At 49.1% G+C, this 23961-nt stretch carries 20 protein-coding genes and 1 pseudogene; 15 read left to right on the forward strand and 6 right to left on the reverse strand.

Going from position 1 to position 23961, the window contains the following annotated elements:
- Positions 1-33 precede the first annotated feature (33 nt).
- Positions 34-1968 (reverse strand): protein kinase YeaG, encoded by a 1935-nt coding sequence (gene yeaG, locus ACJHYR_RS13555; protein WP_001019882.1) that lies wholly within the window; start codon positions 1966-1968, stop codon positions 34-36.
- A gap of 435 nt (positions 1969-2403) precedes the next feature.
- Here yeaG and mipA point away from each other — a divergent pair, with 435 nt between their 5' ends.
- Positions 2404-3150, forward strand: coding sequence for a scaffolding protein MipA (gene mipA / locus ACJHYR_RS13560; protein WP_000163771.1), 747 nt, complete (start codon positions 2404-2406; stop codon positions 3148-3150).
- Positions 3151-3239: 89 nt separating this feature from the next.
- Positions 3240-4094, forward strand: a complete 855-nt coding sequence (yeaE, locus tag ACJHYR_RS13565) for a methylglyoxal reductase YeaE (protein WP_001314799.1) — start codon at positions 3240-3242, stop codon at positions 4092-4094.
- Between the two features lie 50 nt (positions 4095-4144).
- Here the strand turns inward: yeaE and ACJHYR_RS13570 are convergent, their stop codons facing one another.
- Both ACJHYR_RS13570 and gapA read right to left on the reverse strand, forming a co-directional pair.
- On the reverse strand, positions 4145-5029 hold the full coding sequence (locus ACJHYR_RS13570) for a D-hexose-6-phosphate mutarotase (protein WP_001469181.1): 885 nt from the start codon (positions 5027-5029) through the stop codon (positions 4145-4147).
- Between the two features lie 83 nt (positions 5030-5112).
- Positions 5113-6108 (reverse strand): glyceraldehyde-3-phosphate dehydrogenase, encoded by a 996-nt coding sequence (gapA, locus tag ACJHYR_RS13575; protein WP_000153502.1) that lies wholly within the window; start codon positions 6106-6108, stop codon positions 5113-5115.
- A 341-nt stretch (positions 6109-6449) separates the two neighbouring features.
- Between gapA and msrB the strand changes: the two genes are divergently transcribed.
- The 10 genes and pseudogenes from msrB (at position 6450) to ACJHYR_RS13625 (ending at position 16258) form a co-directional block, all read left to right on the forward strand.
- Entirely contained in the window at positions 6450-6863 is a 414-nt protein-coding gene (gene msrB / locus ACJHYR_RS13580; protein WP_001284618.1) for a peptide-methionine (R)-S-oxide reductase MsrB, read from the forward strand.
- Between the two features lie 41 nt (positions 6864-6904).
- Positions 6905-7177, forward strand: a complete 273-nt coding sequence (locus tag ACJHYR_RS13585) for a YeaC family protein (protein ID WP_001046790.1) — start codon at positions 6905-6907, stop codon at positions 7175-7177.
- Positions 7178-7546: 369 nt separating this feature from the next.
- The gene (locus ACJHYR_RS13590) at positions 7547-8623 is read left to right on the forward strand and encodes a zinc-binding dehydrogenase (RefSeq protein WP_001520669.1); all 1077 of its coding nucleotides are present in this window, start codon (positions 7547-7549) and stop codon (positions 8621-8623) included.
- Between the two features lie 26 nt (positions 8624-8649).
- The gene (locus ACJHYR_RS13595; protein WP_000435315.1) at positions 8650-10029 is read left to right on the forward strand and encodes an MFS transporter; all 1380 of its coding nucleotides are present in this window, start codon (positions 8650-8652) and stop codon (positions 10027-10029) included.
- A gap of 16 nt (positions 10030-10045) precedes the next feature.
- Positions 10046-11089, forward strand: a complete 1044-nt coding sequence (locus ACJHYR_RS13600; protein WP_000798094.1) for an NAD(P)-dependent alcohol dehydrogenase — start codon at positions 10046-10048, stop codon at positions 11087-11089.
- Positions 11090-11109: 20 nt separating this feature from the next.
- Entirely contained in the window at positions 11110-11946 is an 837-nt protein-coding gene (locus ACJHYR_RS13605; protein WP_072837365.1) for a ketose-bisphosphate aldolase, read from the forward strand.
- Between the two features lie 4 nt (positions 11947-11950).
- Positions 11951-12898 (forward strand): annotated as a pseudogene (locus ACJHYR_RS13610) (sugar kinase).
- A 9-nt stretch (positions 12899-12907) separates the two neighbouring features.
- Positions 12908-13888, forward strand: a complete 981-nt coding sequence (gene ydjG, locus ACJHYR_RS13615) for an NADH-dependent methylglyoxal reductase (RefSeq protein ID WP_001587136.1) — start codon at positions 12908-12910, stop codon at positions 13886-13888.
- A gap of 136 nt (positions 13889-14024) precedes the next feature.
- A complete protein-coding gene (locus ACJHYR_RS13620; RefSeq protein WP_000719088.1) occupies positions 14025-14783 on the forward strand; it encodes a DeoR/GlpR family DNA-binding transcription regulator in 759 nt (252 codons plus the stop codon).
- 116 nt (positions 14784-14899) lie between these two features.
- Positions 14900-16258 (forward strand): MFS transporter, encoded by a 1359-nt coding sequence (locus ACJHYR_RS13625; RefSeq protein ID WP_000438821.1) that lies wholly within the window; start codon positions 14900-14902, stop codon positions 16256-16258.
- Between the two features lie 92 nt (positions 16259-16350).
- Here ACJHYR_RS13625 and pncA read toward each other — a convergent pair whose 3' ends face one another.
- The 3 genes from pncA to sppA all read right to left on the reverse strand — a co-directional run bounded on the left by pncA (position 16351) and on the right by sppA (position 20040).
- Positions 16351-16992, reverse strand: a complete 642-nt coding sequence (gene pncA, locus ACJHYR_RS13630; RefSeq protein ID WP_001587135.1) for a bifunctional nicotinamidase/pyrazinamidase — start codon at positions 16990-16992, stop codon at positions 16351-16353.
- 10 nt (positions 16993-17002) lie between these two features.
- A complete protein-coding gene (ansA, locus tag ACJHYR_RS13635; protein WP_001170162.1) occupies positions 17003-18019 on the reverse strand; it encodes an asparaginase in 1017 nt (338 codons plus the stop codon).
- Between the two features lie 164 nt (positions 18020-18183).
- Complete coding sequence (gene sppA / locus ACJHYR_RS13640) at positions 18184-20040, reverse strand: signal peptide peptidase SppA (protein WP_072837366.1); 1857 nt, start codon at positions 20038-20040, stop codon at positions 18184-18186.
- Positions 20041-20200: 160 nt separating this feature from the next.
- On the opposite strand from sppA, the gene ACJHYR_RS13645 reads away from it, so the two are divergent.
- The 3 genes from ACJHYR_RS13645 to topB all read left to right on the forward strand — a co-directional run bounded on the left by ACJHYR_RS13645 (position 20201) and on the right by topB (position 23863).
- On the forward strand, positions 20201-20752 hold the full coding sequence (locus ACJHYR_RS13645) for an NAD(P)H nitroreductase (protein WP_072837367.1): 552 nt from the start codon (positions 20201-20203) through the stop codon (positions 20750-20752).
- A gap of 116 nt (positions 20753-20868) precedes the next feature.
- Positions 20869-21912 carry a selenide, water dikinase SelD gene (gene selD, locus ACJHYR_RS13650; RefSeq protein WP_001295485.1) on the forward strand — a complete coding sequence of 348 codons (1044 nt, stop codon included), beginning with the start codon at positions 20869-20871 and terminating at the stop codon, positions 21910-21912.
- A 4-nt stretch (positions 21913-21916) separates the two neighbouring features.
- The gene (topB, locus tag ACJHYR_RS13655) at positions 21917-23863 is read left to right on the forward strand and encodes a DNA topoisomerase III (protein ID WP_001587134.1); all 1947 of its coding nucleotides are present in this window, start codon (positions 21917-21919) and stop codon (positions 23861-23863) included.
- The last annotated feature ends 98 nt before the right edge of the window (positions 23864-23961 follow it).

A 23961-nucleotide genomic window follows, 5' to 3' on the forward strand; every position in this document is an offset into this window, starting at 1 on the left:
AGGCCCGGTAGCATGTGTACCGGGCCAGGGTTGTTAAGACGATTTACGTACGCGCAAATACCATTCGCACAGTAAACGCACCTGTTTACGGGTGTAGCCTTTTTCCATCATACGGTCGACAAAATCGTCGTGTTTCTTTTGCTCGTCGGTTGACGTTTTGGCGTTAAACGAAATAACCGGCAACAGCTCCTCGGTATTGGAGAACATTTTCTTCTCAATAACCGTGCGCAGTTTTTCATAGCTGGTCCAGTTCGGATTGCGTCCGCTGTTATTCGCTCTGGCGCGCAGTACGAAGTTAACAATCTCGTTGCGGAAATCTTTTGGATTACTGATCCCCGCCGGTTTCTCGATTTTCTCCAGCTCGGCGTTAAGAGACTCGCGGTCAAACAACTGCCCGGTATCCGGATCGCGATACTCCTGATCCTGAATCCAGAAATCCGCGTAGGTAACATAACGGTCGAAAATGTTTTGCCCATATTCGGAATAGGATTCAAGGTAGGCCGTCTGGATCTCTTTGCCGATAAACTCGGCATATTTCGGGATCAAGTAACCTTTCAGGAACTCCAGATAGCGTTCTGCCTGCTCTTGCGGGAACTGCTCGCGCTCGATCTGCTGTTCCAGGACGTAGAACAGATGGACCGGGTTTGCCGCCACTTCTACATGATCGAAGTTGAACACGCGGGAGAGGATCTTAAACGCAAAACGCGTCGACAGACCGTTCATCCCTTCATCGACACCGGCGTAGTCACGATATTCCTGATACGACTTGGCTTTGGGATCTGTGTCTTTCAGACTTTCGCCATCATAAACCCGCATCTTTGAATAAATGCTGGAGTTTTCTGGCTCTTTAAGGCGCGAAAGAATGGAAAAACGTGACAGCGTTTCCAGCGTGCCAGGGGCGCAGGGGGCGTGAGTCAATTCACTGTGATTAAGCAATTTCTCGTAGATTTTGATCTCTTCGGAAATGCGCAAGCAATACGGCACCTTCACGATGTAAACACGATCGAGGAAGGCTTCGTTGTTTTTGTTATTACGGAAAGTGACCCATTCGGATTCGTTCGAGTGGGCGAGAATAATCCCGTTGAACGGCAGGGCGGAGATACCTTCCGTCCCGTTGTAGTTACCTTCCTGAGTGGCGGTTAGCAAGGGATGCAGCACTTTAATCGGTGCTTTAAACATCTCGACAAATTCCATGATCCCCTGGTTGGCGCGGCACAGTGCACCGGAATAGCCGTAGGCGTCCGGGTCATTCTGCGCGTAGTGTTCGAGTTTACGAATATCGACTTTCCCAACCAGCGCGGAGATGTCCTGGTTGTTCTCATCACCGGGTTCCGTTTTGGCGATAGCAATTTGTTGCAGAATTGACGGCCAGACCTTCACTACCCGGAACTTAGTGATATCGCCACCAAATTCATGCAGGCGTTTTGCCGCCCACGGCGACATGATGGTGCCGAGATAACGGCGAGGAATGCCATACTCTTTTTCCAGAATCTGCGCATCTTCCTGCGGATTGAAAAGACAGAACGGATGATCGTTGACCGGGCTACGCTCACCGTTGGCGCTCAATACATAAATCGGTACGAGCTGCATTAATGATTTCAGTCGCTCAGCAAGCGATGATTTACCCCCACCCACAGGCCCCAGCAGATACAGAATTTGTTTCTTCTCTTCCAGCCCCTGAGCCGCGTGTTTCAGATAAGAGACAATCTGTTCAATCGCGTCTTCCATGCCGTAAAACTCTTCAAACGCCGGATAACGTGCAATGACCCGGTTAGAAAAGAGTCGAGAAAGTCTGGGTTCCTGGGCTGTATCGACCATGACAGGCTCACCGATAGCCATCAATAGCCGCTCAGCCGCGTTGGCATAAGCACTGCGATCTTGCCGACAAGTGGTAAGAAACTCCTGCAGTGTGAACTCTTCGTCCTTGGCAGCTTCATATCGCTGGCGATAGTGATCGAATATATTCATGGTATGCCGTCCTTTCGTTTTTTAGCACAGGTTAAGAGCCGTTCATATGAATAGTAGAGGCTCCCGGAAGAGGTAAACTGAACGACGTCTCTTGCTAAAACACAGCAACTCTCATGCCATTTTATCGACGATGAGAACAACGTGCCCGGTGATACACCTTCAAAATTAAGCGTAGATGGCAAATGGAAAACTTGCCTGCACGGCTTTCTTAATTTCAATGGCATATCAACAACTCATCCATAAATTTTGCATAATTAATGTAAAGACCAGGCTCGCCAGTAACGCTAAATTCATTTGGCTGTAAGCGCGGTGTCATCCGCGTCAGGAAAATTAAACAGTTACTTTAAAAAATGAAAACGTAAAAAGGTTGGGTTTCGATGTATTGACGGGTAAACTTTGTCGCCCGCTAAACATTTGTTTAAGGAATGATTAATTGTGACCAAACTCAAACTTCTGGCACTTGGAGTGCTTATCGCAACGTCTGCAGGCGTAGCGCACGCTGAAGGTAAATTTTCCCTGGGCGCAGGCGTAGGTGTCGTTGAACACCCATATAAAGATTACGATACCGATGTCTACCCAGTACCGGTAATCAACTATGAAGGCGATAACTTCTGGTTCCGTGGCTTAGGTGGTGGTTACTACCTGTGGAATGACGCAACGGACAAACTTTCAATTACCGCTTATTGGTCGCCGCTTTACTTCAAAGCGAAAGACAGTGGCGATCACCAAATGCGTCACCTGGATGACCGTAAGAGCACCATGATGGCTGGTCTGTCTTATGCTCACTTTACCCAGTACGGTTACCTGCGTACCACCCTGGCTGGCGATACCCTGGATAACAGCAACGGCATCGTCTGGGATATGGCCTGGTTGTATCGTTACACCAACGGTGGCCTGACCGTGACTCCGGGTATTGGTGTGCAGTGGAACAGCGAAAACCAGAACGAATACTATTATGGCGTATCGCGCAAAGAGTCCGCTCGCAGCGGTCTGCGTGGCTATAACCCGAACGACAGCTGGAGCCCTTACCTGGAGCTGAGCGCCAGCTACAACTTCCTCGGCGACTGGAGTGTTTACGGTACCGCGCGCTACACCCGTCTGTCTGATGAAGTTACTGACAGCCCAATGGTGGATAAATCCTGGACTGGCCTGATTTCTACCGGGATCACCTACAAATTCTGATAATGCATCTTTCCAGGGCATTTTGTGCATAAAAACAGGGCGTCATGCCCTGTTTTGCATTACGGTGGTGCAATACCTGGGAGGAAACAATGCGACAAAAAATGATTCAATTTAGTGGCGATGTCTCACTGCCAGCCATAGGGCAGGGAACATGGTATATGGGCGAAGATGCCAGTCAGCGTAAAACAGAAGTAGCTGCACTACGCGCGGGCATTGAGCTCGGTTTAACCCTCATTGATACCGCCGAAATGTATGCCGAGGGCGGTGCCGAAATGGTGGTTGGGGAAGCATTAACCGGTCTGCGAGAGAAGGTCTTTCTCGTCTCTAAAGTCTATCCGTGGAATGCTGGCGGGCAAAAAGCGATAAATGCATGCGAAGCCAGTTTACGCCGTCTCAATACTGATTATCTCGATCTCTACTTATTACACTGGTCTGGCAGTTTCGCTTTTGAAGAGACTGTCGCAGCGATGGAAAAATTGATCGCCCAGGGAAAAATCCGCCGCTGGGGCGTTTCTAACCTTGATTATGCCGATATGCAGGAACTCTGGCAGCTGCCAGGGGGAAATCAGTGTGCCACTAATCAGGTACTTTACCATCTCGGTTCACGAGGGATTGAGTACGATCTACTCCCCTGGTGCCAGCAACAGCAGATACCGGTGATGGCTTACAGTCCGTTAGCTCAGGCCGGGCGGTTGCGCAATGGGCTGCTAAAAAACGCAGTAGTCAACGAAATTGCACATGCTCACAATATCAGCTCGGCACAAGTATTGTTGGCGTGGGTAATCAGCCATCAGGGTGTGATGGCGATTCCAAAAGCGGCCACGATTGCCCATGTCCAACAGAATGCGGCTGTGCTTGAGGTCGAACTTTCTCCAGCGGAATTAGCTATGCTGGATAAAGCGTATCCGGCACCAAAAGGAAAAACTGCGCTGGATATGGTGTGATGTTGATACGTGCCGGATGCATCGCACCCGGCACACAACATTAACGCAAATTAACGTTTGGCAACGCGAATGGATTGCGCCAGATGTGCAGGTTTTTCTTTGGTGACTTTTTGCGTTTCTGAAGCGTAAGCCGTTTCTACACAAACAAAGGTCTTGTAGCCATCGTCCGGCATGTCGCCCATGCTAACTGAAAGCGCCGGTCCCGGATTCCAGCCTACAACGTTCAGATGATGCTGGTGACCTACGGCGATAATACGATTCAGCGCTTCATCATTAATCACGCTGCAATCTTGCGGATTCAGATACACGCGATCGGTACGGTCAGGGAAGGTCTGAATACCGTCGGTCAGTACATCTTCTTTCGCGTCATTCACTTTATCAATGAAGCGATCGCCTAGTCCACTGACGCTTACCTTAGTGATATCACCCACGTTAAAGTAGGTATGCAGGGCAGAGGTGGTTTCAAATTCGCCGTGTGCTTCAAGATCGATTTCACAGGCTTTACCCACGCGGAAATGCGCTAATAGCGTAAAGTCGTGCGGCCAGAATTTTTTTGTCTCTTCGCTTTGTGTCAATTCAAAAGTCAGCGCTACGCCATCAGCATCTTCACGATGTGATTTCAGCGTCCACGGCAGGTTGCGGGCAAAACCGTGCGCAGGCAGATCTTGTTGTGCAGCCGGACCAAACCACGGCCAGCAAACCGGTACGCCACCGCGAATGGCGACGCCATTTTTGAACGGTGTGTTGTTACTCAACCACAGAACTTCTTCTTCACCTGCAGGTTTCCATGAGAGAAGGTGTGCGCCCTGTAATGCAAAAGAGGCTTTTACCTGGGGATGATCGACCACAATGAGGTCCAGTTCATCCAGTTTACGACGGGAGAGGACAGGGGAGATTTGTTCGATGACCGGAAGGGCAAAAATTTTCTTAATCATGACGCAGTCCTTTAACTTCATTTTATCAGGTAAAAAAAAGAGCGACCGAAGTCGCTCTTTTTAGATCACAGTGTCATCTCAACTTATTTGGAGATGTGAGCGATCAGGTCCAGAACTTTGTTGGAGTAACCGGTTTCGTTGTCGTACCAAGATACCAGTTTCACGAAGTTGTCGTTCAGAGCGATACCAGCTTTAGCATCGAACACGGAAGTGCAAACTTCGCCGTTGAAATCGGTAGATACTACGTCATCTTCGGTGTAGCCCAGAACGCCTTTCATTTCGCCTTCAGCAGCAGCTTTAACGGCAGCTTTGATCTGCTCGTAAGTTGCAGCTTTTTCCAGACGAACGGTCAGGTCAACTACGGATACGTTCGGGGTCGGAACGCGGAACGCCATACCAGTCAGTTTGCCATTCAGTTCTGGCAGTACTTTACCTACAGCTTTAGCAGCACCGGTAGAGGACGGAATGATGTTCTGGGAAGCACCGCGGCCGCCGCGCCAGTCTTTGTGAGACGGGCCATCAACGGTTTTCTGAGTAGCGGTAGTAGCGTGAACGGTGGTCATCAGACCTTCGATGATGCCGAAGTTATCGTTGATAACTTTAGCCAGCGGAGCCAGGCAGTTGGTGGTGCAGGAAGCGTTGGAAACGATGTCCTGGCCAGCATATTTGTCGAAGTTAGCGCCTTTAACGAACATCGGAGTGTTGTCTTTAGACGGACCAGTCATAACCACTTTTTTCGCGCCAGCGGTGATGTGTTTACGAGCAGTTTCGTCAGTCAGGAACAGACCAGTTGCTTCAGCGACAACGTCAACACCAACTTCGTCCCATTTCAGGTTAGCCGGATCACGTTCAGCGGTAACACGGATTTTTTTACCGTTAACGATCAGATGACCGTCTTTCACTTCAACGGTACCGTCGAAACGGCCGTGAGTGGAGTCATATTTCAGCATGTATGCCATGTAATCAGCGTCTAACAGGTCGTTGATTGCAACGATCTCGATGTCAGAACGTTTCTGAGCAGCACGGAAAACAATGCGACCGATACGGCCAAAACCGTTGATACCTACTTTGATAGTCATATATTCCACCAGCTATTTGTTAGTGAATAAAAGGTTGCCTGTAAAATTACAAAAACCTTACGCAGCGTCAAGCGGAATCGTGTCAATCATTGCGACAAATCAATCCTGTGCCTAAGCATTACGCGACTGACTCGCCTCACTCTTCCTTTGGGCTTGAGACCACATGGGGTCGGCGTCCCGAATTTTAAAGGGCAATTACGATAAAAATGTGATTTTCATCACGATTTAGGTGCGGCCATTTCGTCGAGATCAAGTTTAGGACAAATTTTTGCCAGTTGGTGTTAATGTTTTGTTAGAATCAGTCACGTAATGTGAGCACGATTAAAGTGAGATGTGAGCAAATGGCTAATAAACCTTCGGCAGAAGAACTGAAAAAAAATTTGTCCGAGATGCAGTTCTACGTGACGCAGAATCATGGGACCGAGCCGCCATTTACGGGTCGTTTACTGCATAACAAGCGTGACGGCGTATATCACTGTTTGATCTGCGATGCCCCGCTGTTTCATTCCCAAACCAAGTATGATTCCGGCTGTGGCTGGCCCAGTTTCTACGAACCGGTGAGTGAAGAATCCATTCGTTATATCAAAGACTTGTCACATGGAATGCAGCGCATAGAAATTCGTTGCGGTAACTGTGATGCCCATCTGGGGCATGTCTTCCCCGACGGGCCGCAGCCAACGGGTGAACGTTATTGTGTTAACTCAGCCTCTTTACGCTTTACCGATGGCGAAAACGGCGAAGAAATCAACGGTTGAAAAAACGATTCAGCAACTTATTCCACAGGAGCGGAAAAATTATGAATCTTGATGACATTATCAACAGCATGACGCCTGAGGTATACCAGCGTTTGTCGACCGCCGTTGAACTGGGGAAATGGCCTGATGGCGTTGCGTTGACCGAGGAACAAAAAGAGAACTGCCTGCAACTGGTGATGCTGTGGCAAGCCCGCCATAATACCGAAGCACAGCATATGACAATTGACACAAATGGTCAGATGGTCATGAAGAGCAAACAACAGTTAAAAGAAGATTTTGGTATCTCAGCAAAGCCTATTGCCATGTTTAAGTAAGTGGTTTGTCCCCTTTTTGCCGCGGTTATAAAGGGGATAGCCAACAATAACCTCACGACTCATCTCAATTATCTCGTCACGACCAGGCAAAGCCCCAGCCCGGTCTCTTGCAGTCGCGTTCACGCCTGAATGACTTCTCCTGAACTTAAGTCTCAGACCTATTTGGCCGGTAATCCCTCTCAAATTTGCTCATTTTGCGTTCCGCCTTCCATCAACCTGTAACAGATCCAGCCATTTTCTGCGTAATTGTGATCTCAGTTGTAAAACGCAGATCATTATCTGTGTTTTGCAGATTTAATGTTGACCTCAAAAATCATGTGGGTAAGTATGATGACCATCTAAGCAAAACAAAACACAGAGGATGACGCAATGAAAGCACTGGCTCGGTTTGGCAAAGCCTTTGGCGGCTACAAGATGATCGATGTCCCACAACCCATTTGTGGCCCGGAAGATGTAGTGATTGAAATTAAAGCCGCGGCAATCTGCGGCGCAGACATGAAGCACTACAATGTCGATAGCGGTTCTGATGAGTTTAACTCTATCCGCGGCCATGAGTTCGCAGGTTGTATTGCGCAGGTTGGTGAAAAAGTCAAAGACTGGAAAGTGGGGCAACGCGTCGTGTCGGATAACAGCGGTCACGTCTGCGGCGTTTGTCCGGCCTGTGAACAAGGTGATTTTCTGTGTTGTACAGAAAAAGTAAACCTTGGTCTGGATAACAATACCTGGGGCGGTGGTTTTTCCAAATATTGTCTGGTTCCTGGTGAAATTCTCAAAATTCATCGTCATGCGTTGTGGGAAATCCCTGATGGTGTTGATTATGAGGACGCAGCCGTACTTGACCCTATCTGCAATGCCTACAAATCCATCGCGCAGCAATCGAAATTCCTTCCTGGTCAGGATGTGGTCGTCATCGGCACTGGCCCACTCGGGCTGTTCTCCGTACAAATGGCGCGGATTATGGGGGCGGTAAATATCGTCGTCGTTGGTCTACAAGAAGATGTGGCGGTCCGCTTCCCGGTTGCAAAAGAACTGGGTGCGACGGCAGTAGTAAATGGTTCTACCGAAGATGTGGTGGCGCGCTGCCAGCAAATTTGTGGCAAAGACAATCTGGGACTGGTGATTGAATGCTCCGGTGCCAATATCGCACTGAAACAAGCCATCGAAATGCTCCGCCCGAACGGGGAAGTGGTACGCGTTGGAATGGGCTTCAAACCTCTTGATTTCTCGATTAATGACATTACCGCCTGGAACAAAAGCATCATTGGGCATATGGCCTATGACTCCACCTCATGGCGTAACGCTCTTCGGCTATTAGCCAGCGGCGCTATCAAAGTCAAACCGATGATCACGCATCGTATCGGCCTGTCGCAATGGCGCGAAGGGTTTGATGCGATGGTCGATAAAACCGCAATCAAAGTGATCATGACTTACGACTTTGATGAATAACTACTCTCCTGAAGGAACGTTATCGCATGGAACAGATAACAAAACCGCATTGTGGTGCACGGCTGGATCGCTTACCGGATTGCCGCTGGCATTCGTCAATGTTTGCCATCGTCTCGTTTGGCTTGCTTGTCTGCTGGAGTAATGCCGTTGGTGGCTTGATCCTCGCGCAGCTGAAAGAGTTGGGCTGGACAGATAATTCCACCACTGCCACATTCTCAGCAATCACGACCGCCGGAATGTTTCTCGGTGCGCTGGTTGGCGGCATCATCGGTGACAAAACCGGTCGCAGAAATGCGTTCATCCTCTATGAGGCCATTCATATTGCCTCGATGGTGGTCGGTGCTTTTTCACCGAATATGGATTTCCTTATTGCCTGCCGTTTTGTGATGGGCGTTGGGCTGGGAGCTTTACTGGTGACGCTGTTTGCTGGTTTCACCGAATATATGCCCGGTAGAAATCGCGGAACGTGGTCCAGTCGGGTTTCTTTTATTGGCAACTGGTCATATCCGCTCTGTTCATTGATTGCGATGGGACTCACGCCGCTGATTAGTGCAGAGTGGAACTGGCGAGTACAACTGCTTATCCCTGCAATATTGTCGCTTATCGCTACGGCGCTGGCCTGGCGCTACTTTCCTGAATCCCCGCGCTGGCTGGAATCGCGCGGACGGTATCAGGAAGCCGAGAAAGTCATGCGGAGTATAGAAGAAGGCGTCATACGCCAGACGGGAAAACCTTTGCCGCCCGTGGTTATTGCTGATGACGGTAAAGCGCCACAAGCGGTGCCGTATTCAGCCTTACTGACAGGAGTATTACTGAAACGCGTGATATTAGGTTCTTGTGTGCTGATTGCCATGAACGTTGTGCAGTACACACTAATTAACTGGTTGCCAACGATATTCATGACCCAGGGGATTAATTTAAAAGACTCGATTGTTTTAAATACCATGAGTATGTTTGGCGCGCCATTTGGTATTTTTATTGCCATGCTGGTGATGGATAAAATTCCGCGTAAAACAATGGGTGTGGGGCTATTAATTCTGATTGCGGTGCTCGGATATATCTATTCACTGCAAACCAGTATGTTGCTCATAACGCTGATTGGTTTCTTCCTGATTACTTTCGTCTATATGTACGTTTGCTATGCCTCGGCAGTGTATGTCCCTGAGATCTGGCCGACAGAGGCCAAATTACGTGGCTCCGGTCTGGCGAATGCAGTAGGGCGAATCAGTGGTATTGCCGCACCTTATGCCGTTGCAGTGCTGCTCAGTAGTTATGGCGTAACGGGAGTCTTTATTCTTCTGGGGGCGGTTTCAATTATTGTCGCAATTGCTATCGCAACCATTGGAATTGAAACCAAAGGTGTCTCCGTTGAAAGTTTAAGTATTGATGCAGTAGTCAATAAATAATACTGGTGGATTCAAAATGAAAAATTCAAAAGCAATATTGCAGGTGCCGGGCACAATGAAAATTATTTCAGCAGAAATACCTGTGCCTAAAGAAGATGAAGTTTTGATTAAAGTGGAATATGTCGGTATTTGTGGTTCAGATGTACATGGTTTCGAATCAGGCCCGTTTATTCCGCCTAAAGACCCAAATCAAGAAATTGGCCTGGGTCATGAATGCGCCGGGACGGTTGTGGCTGTGGGAAGCCGTGTGCGCAAATTTAAAGCGGGGGATCGGGTAAATATCGAACCTGGCGTTCCTTGCGGTCACTGTCGTTACTGTCTGGAAGGCAAATATAACATCTGCCCGGACGTTGATTTTATGGCGACACAACCTAACTACCGCGGCGCATTAACGCACTATCTGTGTCATCCGGAGAGCTTTACTTACAAACTGCCCGACAATATGGACACGATGGAAGGGGCGCTGGTGGAGCCTGCCGCAGTCGGGATGCATGCCGCGATGCTGGCAGATGTTAAACCGGGTAAGAAGATAATTATTCTGGGAGCGGGTTGTATTGGTTTGATGACGTTGCAAGCGTGCAAATGCCTGGGAGCTACGGATATTGCCGTCGTTGATGTACTGGAAAAACGTCTGACAATGGCGGAACAGCTCGGCGCGACAGTGGTTATTAACGGCGCAAAAGAAGACACTATTGCACGCTGTCAGCAATTTACCGAAGAAATGGGCGCAGATATTGTTTTCGAAACAGCGGGTTCTGCGGTCACCGTTAAACAGGCACCTTATCTGGTAATGCGCGGCGGTAAAATTATGATTGTTGGTACTGTACCGGGCGATTCGGCAATCAATTTCCTCAAAATCAATCGCGAAGTCACTATCCAGACAGTATTCCGCTATGCCAATCGTTATCCGGTCACGATTGAAGCTATTTCCTCAGGGCGATTCGATGTGAAATCGATGGTGACACATATTTACGATTATCAGGATGTACAACAGGCATTTGAAGAGTCAGTTAACAACAAACACGACATTATTAAAGGCGTTATTAAAATTAGCGATTAACTAATACGGGAGAACAGAATATGCTCGCAGATATCAGATATTGGGAAAACGATGCCACAAATAAACATTATGCAATTGCCCATTTTAACGTATGGAATGCAGAAATGTTGATGGGCGTTATCGACGCAGCCGAAGAAGCGAAATCACCGGTTATTATTTCTTTTGGTACAGGTTTTGTCGGGAACACCTCATTTGAAGATTTCTCTCACATGATGGAATCAATGGCAAAAAAAGCAACGGTGCCGGTAATAACTCATTGGGATCATGGTCGGAGTATGGAAATTATTCATAACGCCTGGACTCATGGTATGAATTCATTAATGCGTGATGCTTCCGCATTTGATTTCGAAGAAAATATTCGTTTAACCAAAGAGGCTGTTGATTTCTTCCATCCGCTGGGTATTCCGGTAGAGGCAGAATTAGGGCATGTCGGTAATGAAACCGTTTATGAAGAAGCGCTGGCGGGCTATCACTATACCGATCCTGACCAGGCGGCTGAATTTGTTGAACGTACGGGCTGTGACTCATTGGCTGTCGCCATCGGCAACCAGCATGGGGTTTATACGTCAGAGCCACAATTGAACTTTGAGGTCGTCAAACGCGTACGCGATGCCGTTTCTGTTCCGCTGGTTTTGCACGGCGCATCGGGGATCAGTGATACCGACATTAAAACTGCAATTTCGTTGGGTATCGCGAAAATCAACATTCATACGGAGCTCTGTCAGGCCGCAATGGTAGCAGTGAAAGAAAACCAGGATCAGCCTTTCCTGCATTTAGAACGTGAAGTACGTAAAGCTGTAAAAGAACGGGCATTGGAAAAAATTAAACTGTTCGGTTCTGATGGCAAAGCGGAATAATGATATGGATAATCTCGACGTTATTTGCATAGGTGCCGCTATTGTTGATATTCCATTGCAACCGGTCAGTAAAAATATCTTTGATGTGGATTCTTATCCTCTTGAAAGAATCGCAATGACCACCGGGGGTGATGCAATAAATGAAGCAACAATTATTTCTCGTCTGGGCCATCGCACAGCATTAATGAGTCGTGTTGGTAAAGATGCCGCAGGACAATTTATTCTCGACCATTGCCGCAAAGAGAATATTGATATTCAAAGCCTGAAGCAGGACGTCAGCATAGATACCTCTATTAACGTTGGACTGGTGACGGAGGATGGCGAGCGGACGTTTGTCACAAACCGTAACGGTAGTCTGTGGAAATTGAATATTGACGATGTTGATTTTGCGCGGTTTTCTCAGGCGAAATTATTATCACTGGCCAGTATTTTCAACAGTCCTCTATTGGATGGTTAAGCGCTAACAGAAATTTTTACGCAAGCTAAAGCCCGGCAGATGATTATCTGTGCCGATATGATCAAACCACGGTTGAATGAAACGCTGGATAATATTTGCGAAGCATTGAGTTTTGTCGATTATCTGTTTCCTAATTTTGCCGAGGCAAAATTACTCACCGGGAAAGAGACACTGGATGAAATTGCTGACTGCTTTCTTGCGTGCGGCGTAAAAACGGTGGTGATTAAAACGGGTAAAGACGGCTGCTTTATCAAGCGTGGTGACATGACGATGAAGGTGCCGGCGGTCGCAGGAATAACCGCCATCGACACTATTGGCGCGGGCGATAACTTTGCTTCTGGCTTTATAGCGGCTCTGTTAGAAGGCAAAAATCTGCGTGAATGCGCACGCTTTGCCAATGCAACGGCGGCTATCTCGGTTCTAAGCGTCGGTGCCACCACCGGCGTAAAAAACAGAAAGCTGGTCGAACAATTGCTGGAAGAATACGAAGGATAATGAAGGCAAATGAAAAAGATACCTTTAGGCACAACGGATATTACGCTTTCGCGAATGGGGTTGGGGACATGGGCCATTGGCGGCGGTCCTGCATGGAATGGCGATCTCGATCAGCAAATATGTATTGATACGATTCTTGAAGCCCATCGTTGTGGCATTAATCTGATTGATACTGCGCCAGGATATAACTTTGGCAATAGTGAAGTTATCGTCGGTCAGGCGTTAAAAAAACTGCCCCGTGAACAGGTTGTAGTAGAAACCAAATGCGGCATTGTCTGGGAACGAAAAGGGAGTTTATTCAACAAAGTTGGCGATCGGCAGTTGTATAAAAACCTTTCCCCGGAATCTATCCGCGAAGAGGTAGAAGCCAGCTTGCAACGTCTGGGTATTGATTACATCGATATCTACATGACGCACTGGCAGTCGGTGCCGCCATTTTTTACGCCGATAGCTGAAACTGTCGCAGTGCTCAATGAGTTAAAGGCCGAAGGGAAAATTCGCGCTATAGGCGCTGCTAACGTCGATGCTGACCATATCCGCGAGTATCTGCAATATGGTGAACTGGATATTATTCAGGCGAAATACAGTATCCTCGACCGGGCATTGGAAAGCGAACTGCTGCCGCTATGTCGTGATAATGGCATTGTGGTACAGGTTTATTCCCCGCTAGAGCAGGGATTGTTGACCGGTACCATCACTCGTGATTACGTTCCGGGCGGCGCTCGGGCAAATAAAGTCTGGTTCCAGCGTGAAAACATGCTGAAAGTGATTGATATGCTTGAACAGTGGCAGCCACTCTGTGCTCGTTATCAGTGCACAATTCCCACTCTGGCACTGGCGTGGATATTAAAACAGAGTGATTTAATCTCCATTCTTAGTGGGGCTACTGCACCGGAACAGGTACGTGAAAATGTCGCGGCATTGAATATCAACTTATCGGATACAGACGCAACATTGATGAGGGAAATGGCAGAGGCCCTGGAGCGTTAAATACTCAACACGATTCACCTCTGTTTCTGTGAAAACTGTGATGAAAATCTGTGATTCAAACAGGTTATTTTGAAAGTAAACATCGGTTATGCGATAATCGCGCTAATGTGATGTAAAAAGATACAGGGGTGTAATCGTGGCGGCAAAAGACAGGATTCAGGCAATTAAGCAAATGGTTGCCAACGATAAAAAGGTGACAGTCTCAAATTTGAGTGGGATTTTTCAGGTAACCGAAGAAACCATTCGCCGCGATCTTGAGAAGCTGGAAGATGAAGGCTTTTTGACCAGAACCTATGGTGGTGCTGTTTTAAATACAGCGATGTTGACGGAGAATATCCATTTTTATAAGCGCGCTTCATCGTTTTATGAAGAGAAGCAGCTTATTGCACGCAAGGCACTACCCTTTATCGACAATAAAACCACCATGGCAGCCGATTCCAGTAGTACCGTAATGGAATTGCTCAAATTGTTACAGGACCGTAGTGACCTGACGTTGCTAACCAACTCGGCGGAAGCGATTCATGTTCTGGCTCAGTCAGAAATTAAAGTCGTTTCAACGGGTGGGGAACTAAACAAAAATACACTTTCCCTGCAAGGAAGAATTACTAAAGAGATCATCAGCCGCTACCATGTCGATATCATGGTAATGAGTTGTAAAGGTCTAGATATTAACAGCGGCGCGCTGGACTCTAACGAAGCGGAAGCTGAAATCAAAAAGACAATGATCCGTCAGGCGACAGAAGTTGCGTTATTGGTTGATCACTCTAAGTTTGATCGCAAAGCTTTTGTCCAGTTAGCTGACTTTAGTCATATTAATTACATAATAACTGATAAATCACCGGGTGCAGAGTGGATAGCATTTTGCAAAGACAATAATATCCAGCTGGTGTGGTAATTTAAGCACACGTTGTCAATATTATTTGTTCCTGCGCCTGGAAATAAAATGATGATAAAGATGCGGCAAGTGAATTTGCCGCAATTGCTACCTTTTTAGCAAATCCGAGGCACCTAATGGAACAATATGATCAAATTGGCGCAAGACTGGACCGCTTGCCTTTGGCCCGGTTTCATTATCGTATATTTGGTATTATAAGCTTTAGTCTGTTATTAACGGGTTTTTTGAGTTATTCAGGCAATGTTGTTTTAGCAAAGCTGGTAAGCAATGGATGGTCAAATAATTTCCTCAATGCCGCCTTTACCTCGGCATTAATGTTTGGTTATTTCATCGGCTCTCTTACCGGTGGGTTCATCGGTGATTATTTTGGGCGGCGCAGGGCTTTTCGCATAAATCTTCTCATCGTCGGTATTGCGGCAACAGGGGCCGCTTTTGTCCCTGATATGTACTGGCTCATCTTCTTTCGCTTCCTGATGGGCACAGGAATGGGGGCGCTGATTATGGTTGGCTATGCTTCGTTTACGGAGTTTATCCCCGCGACGGTGCGTGGAAAATGGTCCGCGCGGCTCTCATTTGTCGGTAACTGGTCGCCCATGTTGTCTGCGGCGATAGGCGTGGTGGTTATCGCTTTTTTTAGTTGGCGGATAATGTTTCTGCTGGGTGGTATTGTCATACTGTTAGCCTGGTTTCTCTCAGGTAAATACTTTATTGAGTCGCCTCGATGGTTGGCGGGGAAAGGACAAATCGCAGGTGCAGAAAGCCAACTTCGTGAAGTAGAGCAGCAAATTGAAAGAGAGAAGAGTGTTCGTTTACCCCCGCTTACTTTGAATCAGAGCAACAGCAAGGCTAACGTAATCAATGGTACTTTCTGGCTGCTGTTTAAAGGGGAAATGTTACGACGTACATTAGTCGCGATTACTGTTTTAATTGCAATGAATATTTCACTTTATACCATCACCGTATGGATACCGACCATATTTGTTAACTCCGGCATTGATGTCGATAAATCAATATTAATGACTGCTGTTATTATGATTGGCGCTCCGGTAGGAATATTTATTGCGGCATTAATTATTGATCATTTTCCTCGTCGATTATTTGGCTCCGCCTTACTTATTATTATTGCCGTGTTAGGCTATATCTATTCAATTCAGACTACAGAGTGGGCGATTTTAATCTATGGCCTGGTGATGATCTTCTTTTTATACATGTATGTTTGCTTCGCGTCGGCGGTTTATATCCCGGAGCTCTGGCCAACGCATTTACGCTTGCGCGGTTCGGGTTTCGTTAATGCCGTCGGACGGATCGTCGCGGTCTTCACGCCTTATGGCGTTGCGGCACTATTAACGCATTATGGGTCAATCACGGTGTTTATGGTGCTTGGCGTGATGTTAGTGCTCTGTGCGCTGGTTCTCTCCATTTTTGGCATCGAAACGCGGAAGGTGTCGCTGGAAGAGATTTCTGAGGTGAATTAAATCTTTCGTTGATGGCGTCAATTGCCAGATGTACCACTGACGTGTTTTATCTGGCCTACAATGGCAGTACAGAATTGTAGGCCAGCATAAAATTACTCCTGCGTCTCTTCCCAGTCTGCCAGCGTATATAGCGTTGCCCCAGCTGCTGACATCTCCATAAACGCGTGCGCACTGTCCTGTGGCTGGATATTCACACCACGACAACCATCGGTAATCACATTAACCTTATAACCTAACTGTAACGCGTCCAGTACGGTAAACTTCACGCAATAGTCAGTAGCCAGGCCCATAATGATCAATTCATCGATTTCATGATCGCGTAACCAGTCATCGAGCGTGGTTTTCTGCCGACGGCCGTTATCAAAAAAGGCACTGTAACTGTCAACTAAAGGATTTTCGCCTTTATGGAACACCGCTGCGATCGCTTTTTGGTTCAGTAACGGATGTAATTGTGCGCCTTCACTGTTCTGCACACAGTGATCTGGCCAGAAGGTTTGTGGCAAACCGTCGAGTTGGCCTTGCGTATAAGGCTCTACACCGTGCTGACTGGCAAAACTGCCGTGATTCGCCGGGTGCCAGTCCTGACTGGCGATAACCGCTTCACCGCGCGACTGGCACCAGTCAATCAGGCGGTTAGCGACATCCACCGTACTGTCACCTTCCGGCACGGCGAGCGCGCCACCAGCACAGAAATCATTTTGTAAATCGACCAGTAACAGGGCGCGAGGGGGCATTGCAGTCTCCTTAATCATCCGGCGTCAGTTCGCCGCGCAGGTTTTGGCTCATGGCCTTGCGAATGGTTTCAGTATCCAGTTCCTGGCTAAGCAGGTAATGCAGTTTGGTTAGTGTGGCTTCTACAGTCATATCTGCACCGCCAATAACGCCGGCATGGGCGAGGGCGTTACCGGTGGCATAACCACCCATGTTCACTTTACCGGACATACATTGTGTCAGGTTGACCACCACAATACCGCGATCGCTGGCTTCTTGTAATTCCTGCAGGAAGGCTTTGTTTTGTGGCGCATTACCCACGCCATATGAGCGCAGAATCAATGCTTTCACCGGTTGGCGCAGAAAATTGCGCACGACGTCAGCAGAAATCCCTGGATAAATCGTCACTACGCCAATCGGTTGTGGGGTGATTGGATGAACGATCAATTCCCCTTCACCGTGCGGGGCGGGTGGCGTATTCAAACGACGAATATGGATACCTGCTTCCAGTAACGGAGGAAGGTTTGGAGAGGCAAACGCATCAAAACCATCGGCATGGGCTTTGGTGGTACGGTTGCCACGATAAAGTCGATTATTAAAAAAGAGAGTTACTTCGTTGATAGGATAATTCGCCGCAACGTACAACGCATTCAGCAGATTAATTTGTCCGTCAGAGCGTAACTCAGCTAGCGGGATTTGTGACCCTGTCACAATGACCGGTTTACCGAGATTCTCGAGCATGAACGACAGCGCAGAGGCGGTATACGCCATCGTGTCGGTGCCGTGCAGAATGACAAAACCATCATAGTCGTCATAATGCGCTTTAATATCTTCAGCAATATGCTGCCAGTCTTCTGGCGTCATATCTGAAGAGTCCATCAGCGGCGTATATTCATGAATGGTGAAATCTGGCATCTCCGGGCGATGGAATTCCGGCATCAGCGCCAGTTGGCGCTGTAGATGACCTGACACCGGAATATAACCCTGCTCGGAACGCTGCATCCCGATGGTCCCGCCCGTGTAGGCGACGTAAATTGATTTCTTTTGCATGATATTGATATGAATGATATCGAAAGAGCAAAAGTATATACGTGAGGCAGGGGGAGCGCACCTGATACTATGCGGATAAGGAAATATGGGGCGAGACAGCGGGAAGAGGATTCGTCGAGGTAAAAAAATGTGGCCGACGATCTGTCGGCCACTCAGTACAAGACTTAACGCACGTTGGCGCAGGTCAGGCAAAACGCATAACGGTTTTGTGGGTCGTTAAACGCGGCCAGCTTGTCGCTTTCACTTTTAACGGTAGAGGCTACCGAGGCCAGCGGTGCAGGTAACATGGCCTGGAACGCATCTGGCAACATTGCCCGGACAGAACCAGACATGTTGTCCATCACTTTGTCGAAGAAGGTCGGTTCATCAACGTAGTATTCCAGATGCCACTGTTTCACTTTTGCCAGCTCTGCTGCTTTGGCGACCGCATCATCGAAATCCCCGAGACTATCGACCAGCCCGTTAGCTTTTGCATCCTGACCGGTCCAGACGTGGCCCTGGGCGATTTTATCAATCTGCTCCGGCGTCGAATGACGCGCATCAGCAACCAGCGTGATAAAGCGTTTATAGCCATTCTCAATGCTTAACTGCATCATCTGCTGCGCTTCCGGCGGCAGTGCCCTGGTGATAGAAACATCCGCCAGCGGTGAAGTTGAGACACCATCAGTATGAACACCAATCGAATCCAGACTATTTTCTACGGTGGTGATCACGCCGAAGATACCGATAGAACCGGTCAGGGTGCTGGGGTTAGCCACAATGTAATTAGCTGGCGTGGAAATCCAGTAACCACCAGATGCTGCCATGCCACCCATCGATACAACCACAGGCTTACCCGCTGCCCGGGCTGCTGCCAGTTCAGCGCGAATCACTTCAGACGCGGTAACGCTGCCGCCTGGGCTATTAACACGCAGGACAATCGCTTTCACTTTCGGGTCAAGGCGAGCGTCGCGGATTTGTGCCGCAGTGGTATCACCGCCAACATTCCCCTGAGTTTCCTCGCCATCCATAATTGCGCCATTAGCGAAGACGACACCGATACTGTCACCGGTATCTGCCGGCGTTTTCAATGCGTAATCGTAATAACTGATGGCGCGATAATTTTTATCAGTTTTACTCCAGCCGAACTCTTTGGTCAGAGTTTTTTCGATTTCGGCACTCGATGCCAGTGCATCGACCAGCTTGTTTTCCAGCGCATATTTCGCGGTATCGCCACCGGTTTTGGTTAAAGCCTCAAGCACCCCTTGCGCGCCAGGGAATACCTGCTGAGCAGGGATCTGCCGGTTAGCGGCAACAGTATTCAGATAGTTTTGCCACAGCTCACCAATCCAGCGGCTGTCAGCTTCGCGGGCTGCCGGTGACATATCATCACGAATAAACGGTTCAACGGCAGATTTATACGTACCCACGCGGAACACATGGGTGGAAACTTTCAGCTTATCCAGTAACGATTTGTAGTACAGACCGTTGGTAGCAAAACCGTGCAGATCCACCACGCCTTGCGGAGACAGCCAAATTTTATTGGCGAAACTGGCGAGATAATATTGCCCCTGGCTGTAGTTCTCGCCAACGGCATAAACCGGTTTCCCGCTGTCACGAAACTCTTTCAGGGCTTTGCCGATGTACTGCATAGACGGTTGGTCGCCGCCTGCGAAGTTTTTCAGATCCATCACGATACCTGTGATATTGCGGTCATCCTTCGCCTGGCGAATGGTATTGACGATATCAAACAGTGAGTTTTCCTGCAGACGATCGGAACTGGCACCAAGCAGTTGGCGGCTTAATTTACTAAACCGCTGAGAACTGTCGGGTTTATCGACGATCACACCAGAAATGTCCAGCAGCAGTGCGCCACGACTGGCCGTTTCTTTCGAATCACCACCACTGACCTGCATCCAAATCCCCACACCAACCAGTACGAGAAAAATAAAGAACAGGTTAAGTACCATTTCACGGACGAAATTCAGCAGACGCCACGTCCATTTAAAAAATCCGGCAATAAATCGCCAAAGGGTTCGCATGTATTCTCCCAACTTAAGGTCACACCTGTCACAGGCGCAATAGATGTGGTTATCGTAATGACCCAACCGGCACTTGTCAGCAGGAATTGCGGACTGTGCTGTAACAAAATCCACTCTCGTGTTAATTTTGTGAATAAATATCACGACAGGAGTTAATCAAATGGATGCACTCGAACTATTGATCAATCGCCGTAGCGCCTCCCGCCTGGCTGAACCCGCGCCAACGGATGAACAACTGCAAAACATCCTGCGTGCGGGGATGCGTGCGCCGGACCATAAGTCCATGCAACCGTGGCATTTTTTTGTGATTGAAGGGGAAGGGCGCGAGCGTTTCAGCGCCGTTCTGGAGCAGGGGGCGATTGCTGCCGGTAGTGATGACAAAGCCATCGACAAAGCCCGTAATGCGCCGTACCGCGCACCGCTCATCATCACGGTGGTGGCGAAATGCGAAGAGAATCATAAAGTCCCGCGCTGGGAACAGGAAATGTCTGCGGGATGCGCGGTCATGGCGATGCAAATGGCAGCAGTTGCCCAGGGGTTTGGCGGCATCTGGCGCAGTGGCGCATTAACTGAAAGTCCGGTAGTGCGTGAAGCATTCGGTTGCCGTGAGCAGGATAAAATTGTCGGTTTTCTCTACCTTGGTACGCCGCAGCTGAAAGCATCTACGTCGATTAACGTCCCGGACCCGACGCCGTTTGTCACTTATTTCTGATAATTGTCGCGAAACTGTCTGGATTGTGAGCAAAGGCGCAGGAATTCAGACACTCTCACTTATCACTTCACGGAATGAGGGTTACCATACCCGGATTGCATTGACAGGAGATGTCCATGAGCGAGAACTCGATTCGTTTGACCCAATACAGCCACGGAGCTGGTTGCGGCTGTAAAATTTCCCCAAAAGTGTTGGAAACTATCCTGCACAGTGAGCAGGCGAAGTTTGTTGATCCGAATTTGCTTGTGGGTAATGAAACCCGCGACGATGCGGCGGTGTACGATCTGGGCAATGGCACCAGCGTTATCAGTACCACCGACTTCTTTATGCCGATCGTTGATAATCCTTTCGATTTTGGCCGCATTGCGGCGACTAACGCCATCAGTGATATCTTCGCGATGGGTGGCAAACCGATTATGGCGATTGCGATCCTCGGCTGGCCTATTAACAAACTATCCCCTGAAATTGCCCGCGAAGTAACCGAAGGTGGACGCTATGCATGCCGTCAGGCGGGTATTGCGCTGGCTGGCGGTCACTCCATCGATGCGCCGGAGCCGATTTTTGGTCTGGCGGTAACGGGGATCGTACCGACCGAGCGAGTGAAGAAAAACAGTACCGCACAAGCCGGATGTAAACTGTTCCTGACGAAACCGCTGGGGATCGGCGTTCTTACCACGGCTGAGAAAAAATCACTGCTGAAACCAGAACATCAGGGACTGGCGACGGAAGTGATGTGCCGGATGAACATCGCAGGCGCGTCCTTTGCCAACATCGAAGGCGTAAAAGCGATGACCGACGTTACGGGCTTTGGTCTGCTGGGGCATTTAAGCGAAATGTGTCAGGGGGCTGGTGTGCAGGCGCGCGTCGACTATGAAGCGATCCCGAAACTGCCGGGGGTTGAAGAGTACATTAAGTTGGGCGCAGTGCCTGGCGGCACCGAACGTAACTTTGCCAGCTACGGTCATCTGATGGGTGAAATGCCGCGTGAAGTGCGCGATCTGCTGTGCGATCCGCAAACTTCTGGCGGTCTGCTGCTGGCGGTCATGCCGGAAGCAGAAAATGAGGTCAAAGCTACAGCCGCCGAGTTTGGCATTGAACTGACGGCGATTGGCGAACTGGTGCCAGCGCGCGGCGGTCGTGCCATGGTTGAGATCCGTTAATTCAATGCGGTTGTTTATTGCCGAAAAACCGAGTCTGGCGCGCGCCATTGCTGATGTCCTGCCCAAACCGCATCGGAAAGGCGATGGCTTTATCGAGTGCGGTAATGGTCAGGTGGTGACCTGGTGTATCGGTCACCTGCTTGAGCAGGCGCAGCCAGACGCCTACGACAGCCGCTATGCGCGCTGGAATCTTGCTGATTTGCCGATTGTCCCGGAAAAGTGGCAATTACAGCCCCGACCCTCCGTGACTAAACAACTTAATGTCATCAAACGCTTCCTGCATGAAGCCAGCGAAATCGTTCACGCCGGTGACCCGGATCGCGAAGGGCAATTACTGGTGGATGAAGTGCTGGACTATCTGCAACTGGCACCGGAAAAGCGCCAGCAGGTGCAGCGTTGCTTGATAAACGACCTGAACCCGCAGGCGGTTGAGCGGGCGATCGACCGTCTTCGTTCCAACAGTGAGTTTGTACCGCTGTGCGTTTCTGCGCTGGCGCGAGCGCGTGCCGACTGGCTGTACGGCATCAATATGACCCGTGCGTATACTATTCTCGGTCGCAATGCCGGTTATCAGGGCGTACTTTCCGTGGGACGCGTGCAGACGCCCGTGCTCGGGCTGGTAGTGCGCCGCGACGAAGAGATTGAAAACTTCGTGGCGAAAGATTTCTTTGAAGTCAAAGCGCATATCGTGACACCTGCCGATGAGCGGTTTACCGCTATCTGGCAACCGAGCGAAGCGTGTGAACCTTATCAGGATGAAGAAGGGCGCTTGTTACATCGTCCGCTGGCGGAGCATGTGGTCAACCGCATCAGCGGCCAACCGGCTATTGTCACCAGCTATAACGATAAACGGGAATCAGAATCCGCACCGCTGCCGTTTTCGCTTTCGGCGTTGCAGATTGAAGCGGCAAAACGCTTTGGTCTGAGTGCGCAGAACGTGCTTGATATCTGCCAGAAGTTGTACGAAACGCACAAGCTAATCACTTATCCGCGTTCCGATTGTCGCTATCTGCCGGAAGAGCATTTTGCCGGACGCCACGCAGTGATGAATGCCATCAGCGTTCATGCACCGGACTTGTTACCGCAGCCAGTGGTCGATCCAGATATACGCAACCGCTGCTGGGATGACAAAAAGGTCGATGCGCACCACGCCATCATCCCGACCGCACGGAGTTCTGCGATCAACCTGACGGAGAACGAAGCGAAGGTCTATAACCTGATTGCCCGTCAGTATTTGATGCAGTTCTGCCCGGATGCGGTGTTCCGCAAGTGTGTTATCGAACTGGAAATAGCCAAAGGTAAATTTGTCGCTAAAGCCCGTTTTCTTGCCGAAGCAGGCTGGCGCACGCTGTTAGGCAGCAAAGAGCGCGATGAAGAAAACGATGGCACGCCGCTGCCTGTGGTGGCGAAAGGCGATGAGTTGCTGTGTGAAAAAGGTGAAGTGGTAGAGCGGCAAACGCAGCCGCCGCGCCATTTTACCGATGCAACACTGCTTTCGGCGATGACCGGGATCGCGCGCTTTGTGCAGGACAAAGATCTGAAAAAGATCCTCCGTGCTACCGATGGTCTGGGGACAGAAGCAACACGTGCCGGGATTATTGAACTGTTGTTCAAGCGTGGTTTCCTGACCAAAAAAGGGCGCTATATCCACTCCACCGACGCTGGAAAAGCGTTATTCCATTCGCTGCCGGAGATGGCAACGAGACCGGACATGACCGCGCACTGGGAATCGGTGCTGACGCAAATCAGCGAAAAGCAGTGTCGCTATCAGGACTTTATGCAGCCGTTGGTGGGGACGCTTTACCAACTGATTGATCAGGCTCGTAGCACTCCGGTCAGACGGTTTAGAGGAATTGTGGCACCAGGTGGGGGGGCTGTTAAAAAAGCACCCAATAATCGTGTGAAAAAAGCGGCAAAGCCCAAAAAAGATAATACGGATTCTGCTAATTAATTCGTTTTCCACTCTAAAACAAAGCCAATGGTAGATATTCCGCCATTGGCTTTATTGGTTATACTCGTCATGCTTCAAGTTGCATGTGCTGCGTCTGC

It is taken from the genome of Escherichia sp. WS1450 (assembly GCF_046487395.1).
GTDB classification, from domain to species: domain Bacteria; phylum Pseudomonadota; class Gammaproteobacteria; order Enterobacterales; family Enterobacteriaceae; genus Escherichia; species Escherichia coli.

Coding starts and splice junctions, on each gene's coding strand:
- yeaG (WP_001019882.1), bottom strand. CDS start 1,968: ATGAATATATTCGATCACTATCGCCAGCGATATGAAGCTGCCAAGGAC.
- yeaE (WP_001314799.1), top strand. CDS start 3,240: ATGCGACAAAAAATGATTCAATTTAGTGGCGATGTCTCACTGCCAGCC.
- ACJHYR_RS13570 (WP_001469181.1), bottom strand. CDS start 5,029: ATGATTAAGAAAATTTTTGCCCTTCCGGTCATCGAACAAATCTCCCCT.
- gapA (WP_000153502.1), bottom strand. CDS start 6,108: ATGACTATCAAAGTAGGTATCAACGGTTTTGGCCGTATCGGTCGCATT.
- msrB (WP_001284618.1), top strand. CDS start 6,450: ATGGCTAATAAACCTTCGGCAGAAGAACTGAAAAAAAATTTGTCCGAG.
- ACJHYR_RS13585 (WP_001046790.1), top strand. CDS start 6,905: ATGAATCTTGATGACATTATCAACAGCATGACGCCTGAGGTATACCAG.
- ACJHYR_RS13590 (WP_001520669.1), top strand. CDS start 7,547: ATGAAAGCACTGGCTCGGTTTGGCAAAGCCTTTGGCGGCTACAAGATG.
- ACJHYR_RS13595 (WP_000435315.1), top strand. CDS start 8,650: ATGGAACAGATAACAAAACCGCATTGTGGTGCACGGCTGGATCGCTTA.
- ACJHYR_RS13600 (WP_000798094.1), top strand. CDS start 10,046: ATGAAAAATTCAAAAGCAATATTGCAGGTGCCGGGCACAATGAAAATT.
- ACJHYR_RS13605 (WP_072837365.1), top strand. CDS start 11,110: ATGCTCGCAGATATCAGATATTGGGAAAACGATGCCACAAATAAACAT.
- ydjG (WP_001587136.1), top strand. CDS start 12,908: ATGAAAAAGATACCTTTAGGCACAACGGATATTACGCTTTCGCGAATG.
- ACJHYR_RS13625 (WP_000438821.1), top strand. CDS start 14,900: ATGGAACAATATGATCAAATTGGCGCAAGACTGGACCGCTTGCCTTTG.
- pncA (WP_001587135.1), bottom strand. CDS start 16,992: ATGCCCCCTCGCGCCCTGTTACTGGTCGATTTACAAAATGATTTCTGT.
- ansA (WP_001170162.1), bottom strand. CDS start 18,019: ATGCAAAAGAAATCAATTTACGTCGCCTACACGGGCGGGACCATCGGG.
- sppA (WP_072837366.1), bottom strand. CDS start 20,040: ATGCGAACCCTTTGGCGATTTATTGCCGGATTTTTTAAATGGACGTGG.
- ACJHYR_RS13645 (WP_072837367.1), top strand. CDS start 20,201: ATGGATGCACTCGAACTATTGATCAATCGCCGTAGCGCCTCCCGCCTG.
- selD (WP_001295485.1), top strand. CDS start 20,869: ATGAGCGAGAACTCGATTCGTTTGACCCAATACAGCCACGGAGCTGGT.
- topB (WP_001587134.1), top strand. CDS start 21,917: ATGCGGTTGTTTATTGCCGAAAAACCGAGTCTGGCGCGCGCCATTGCT.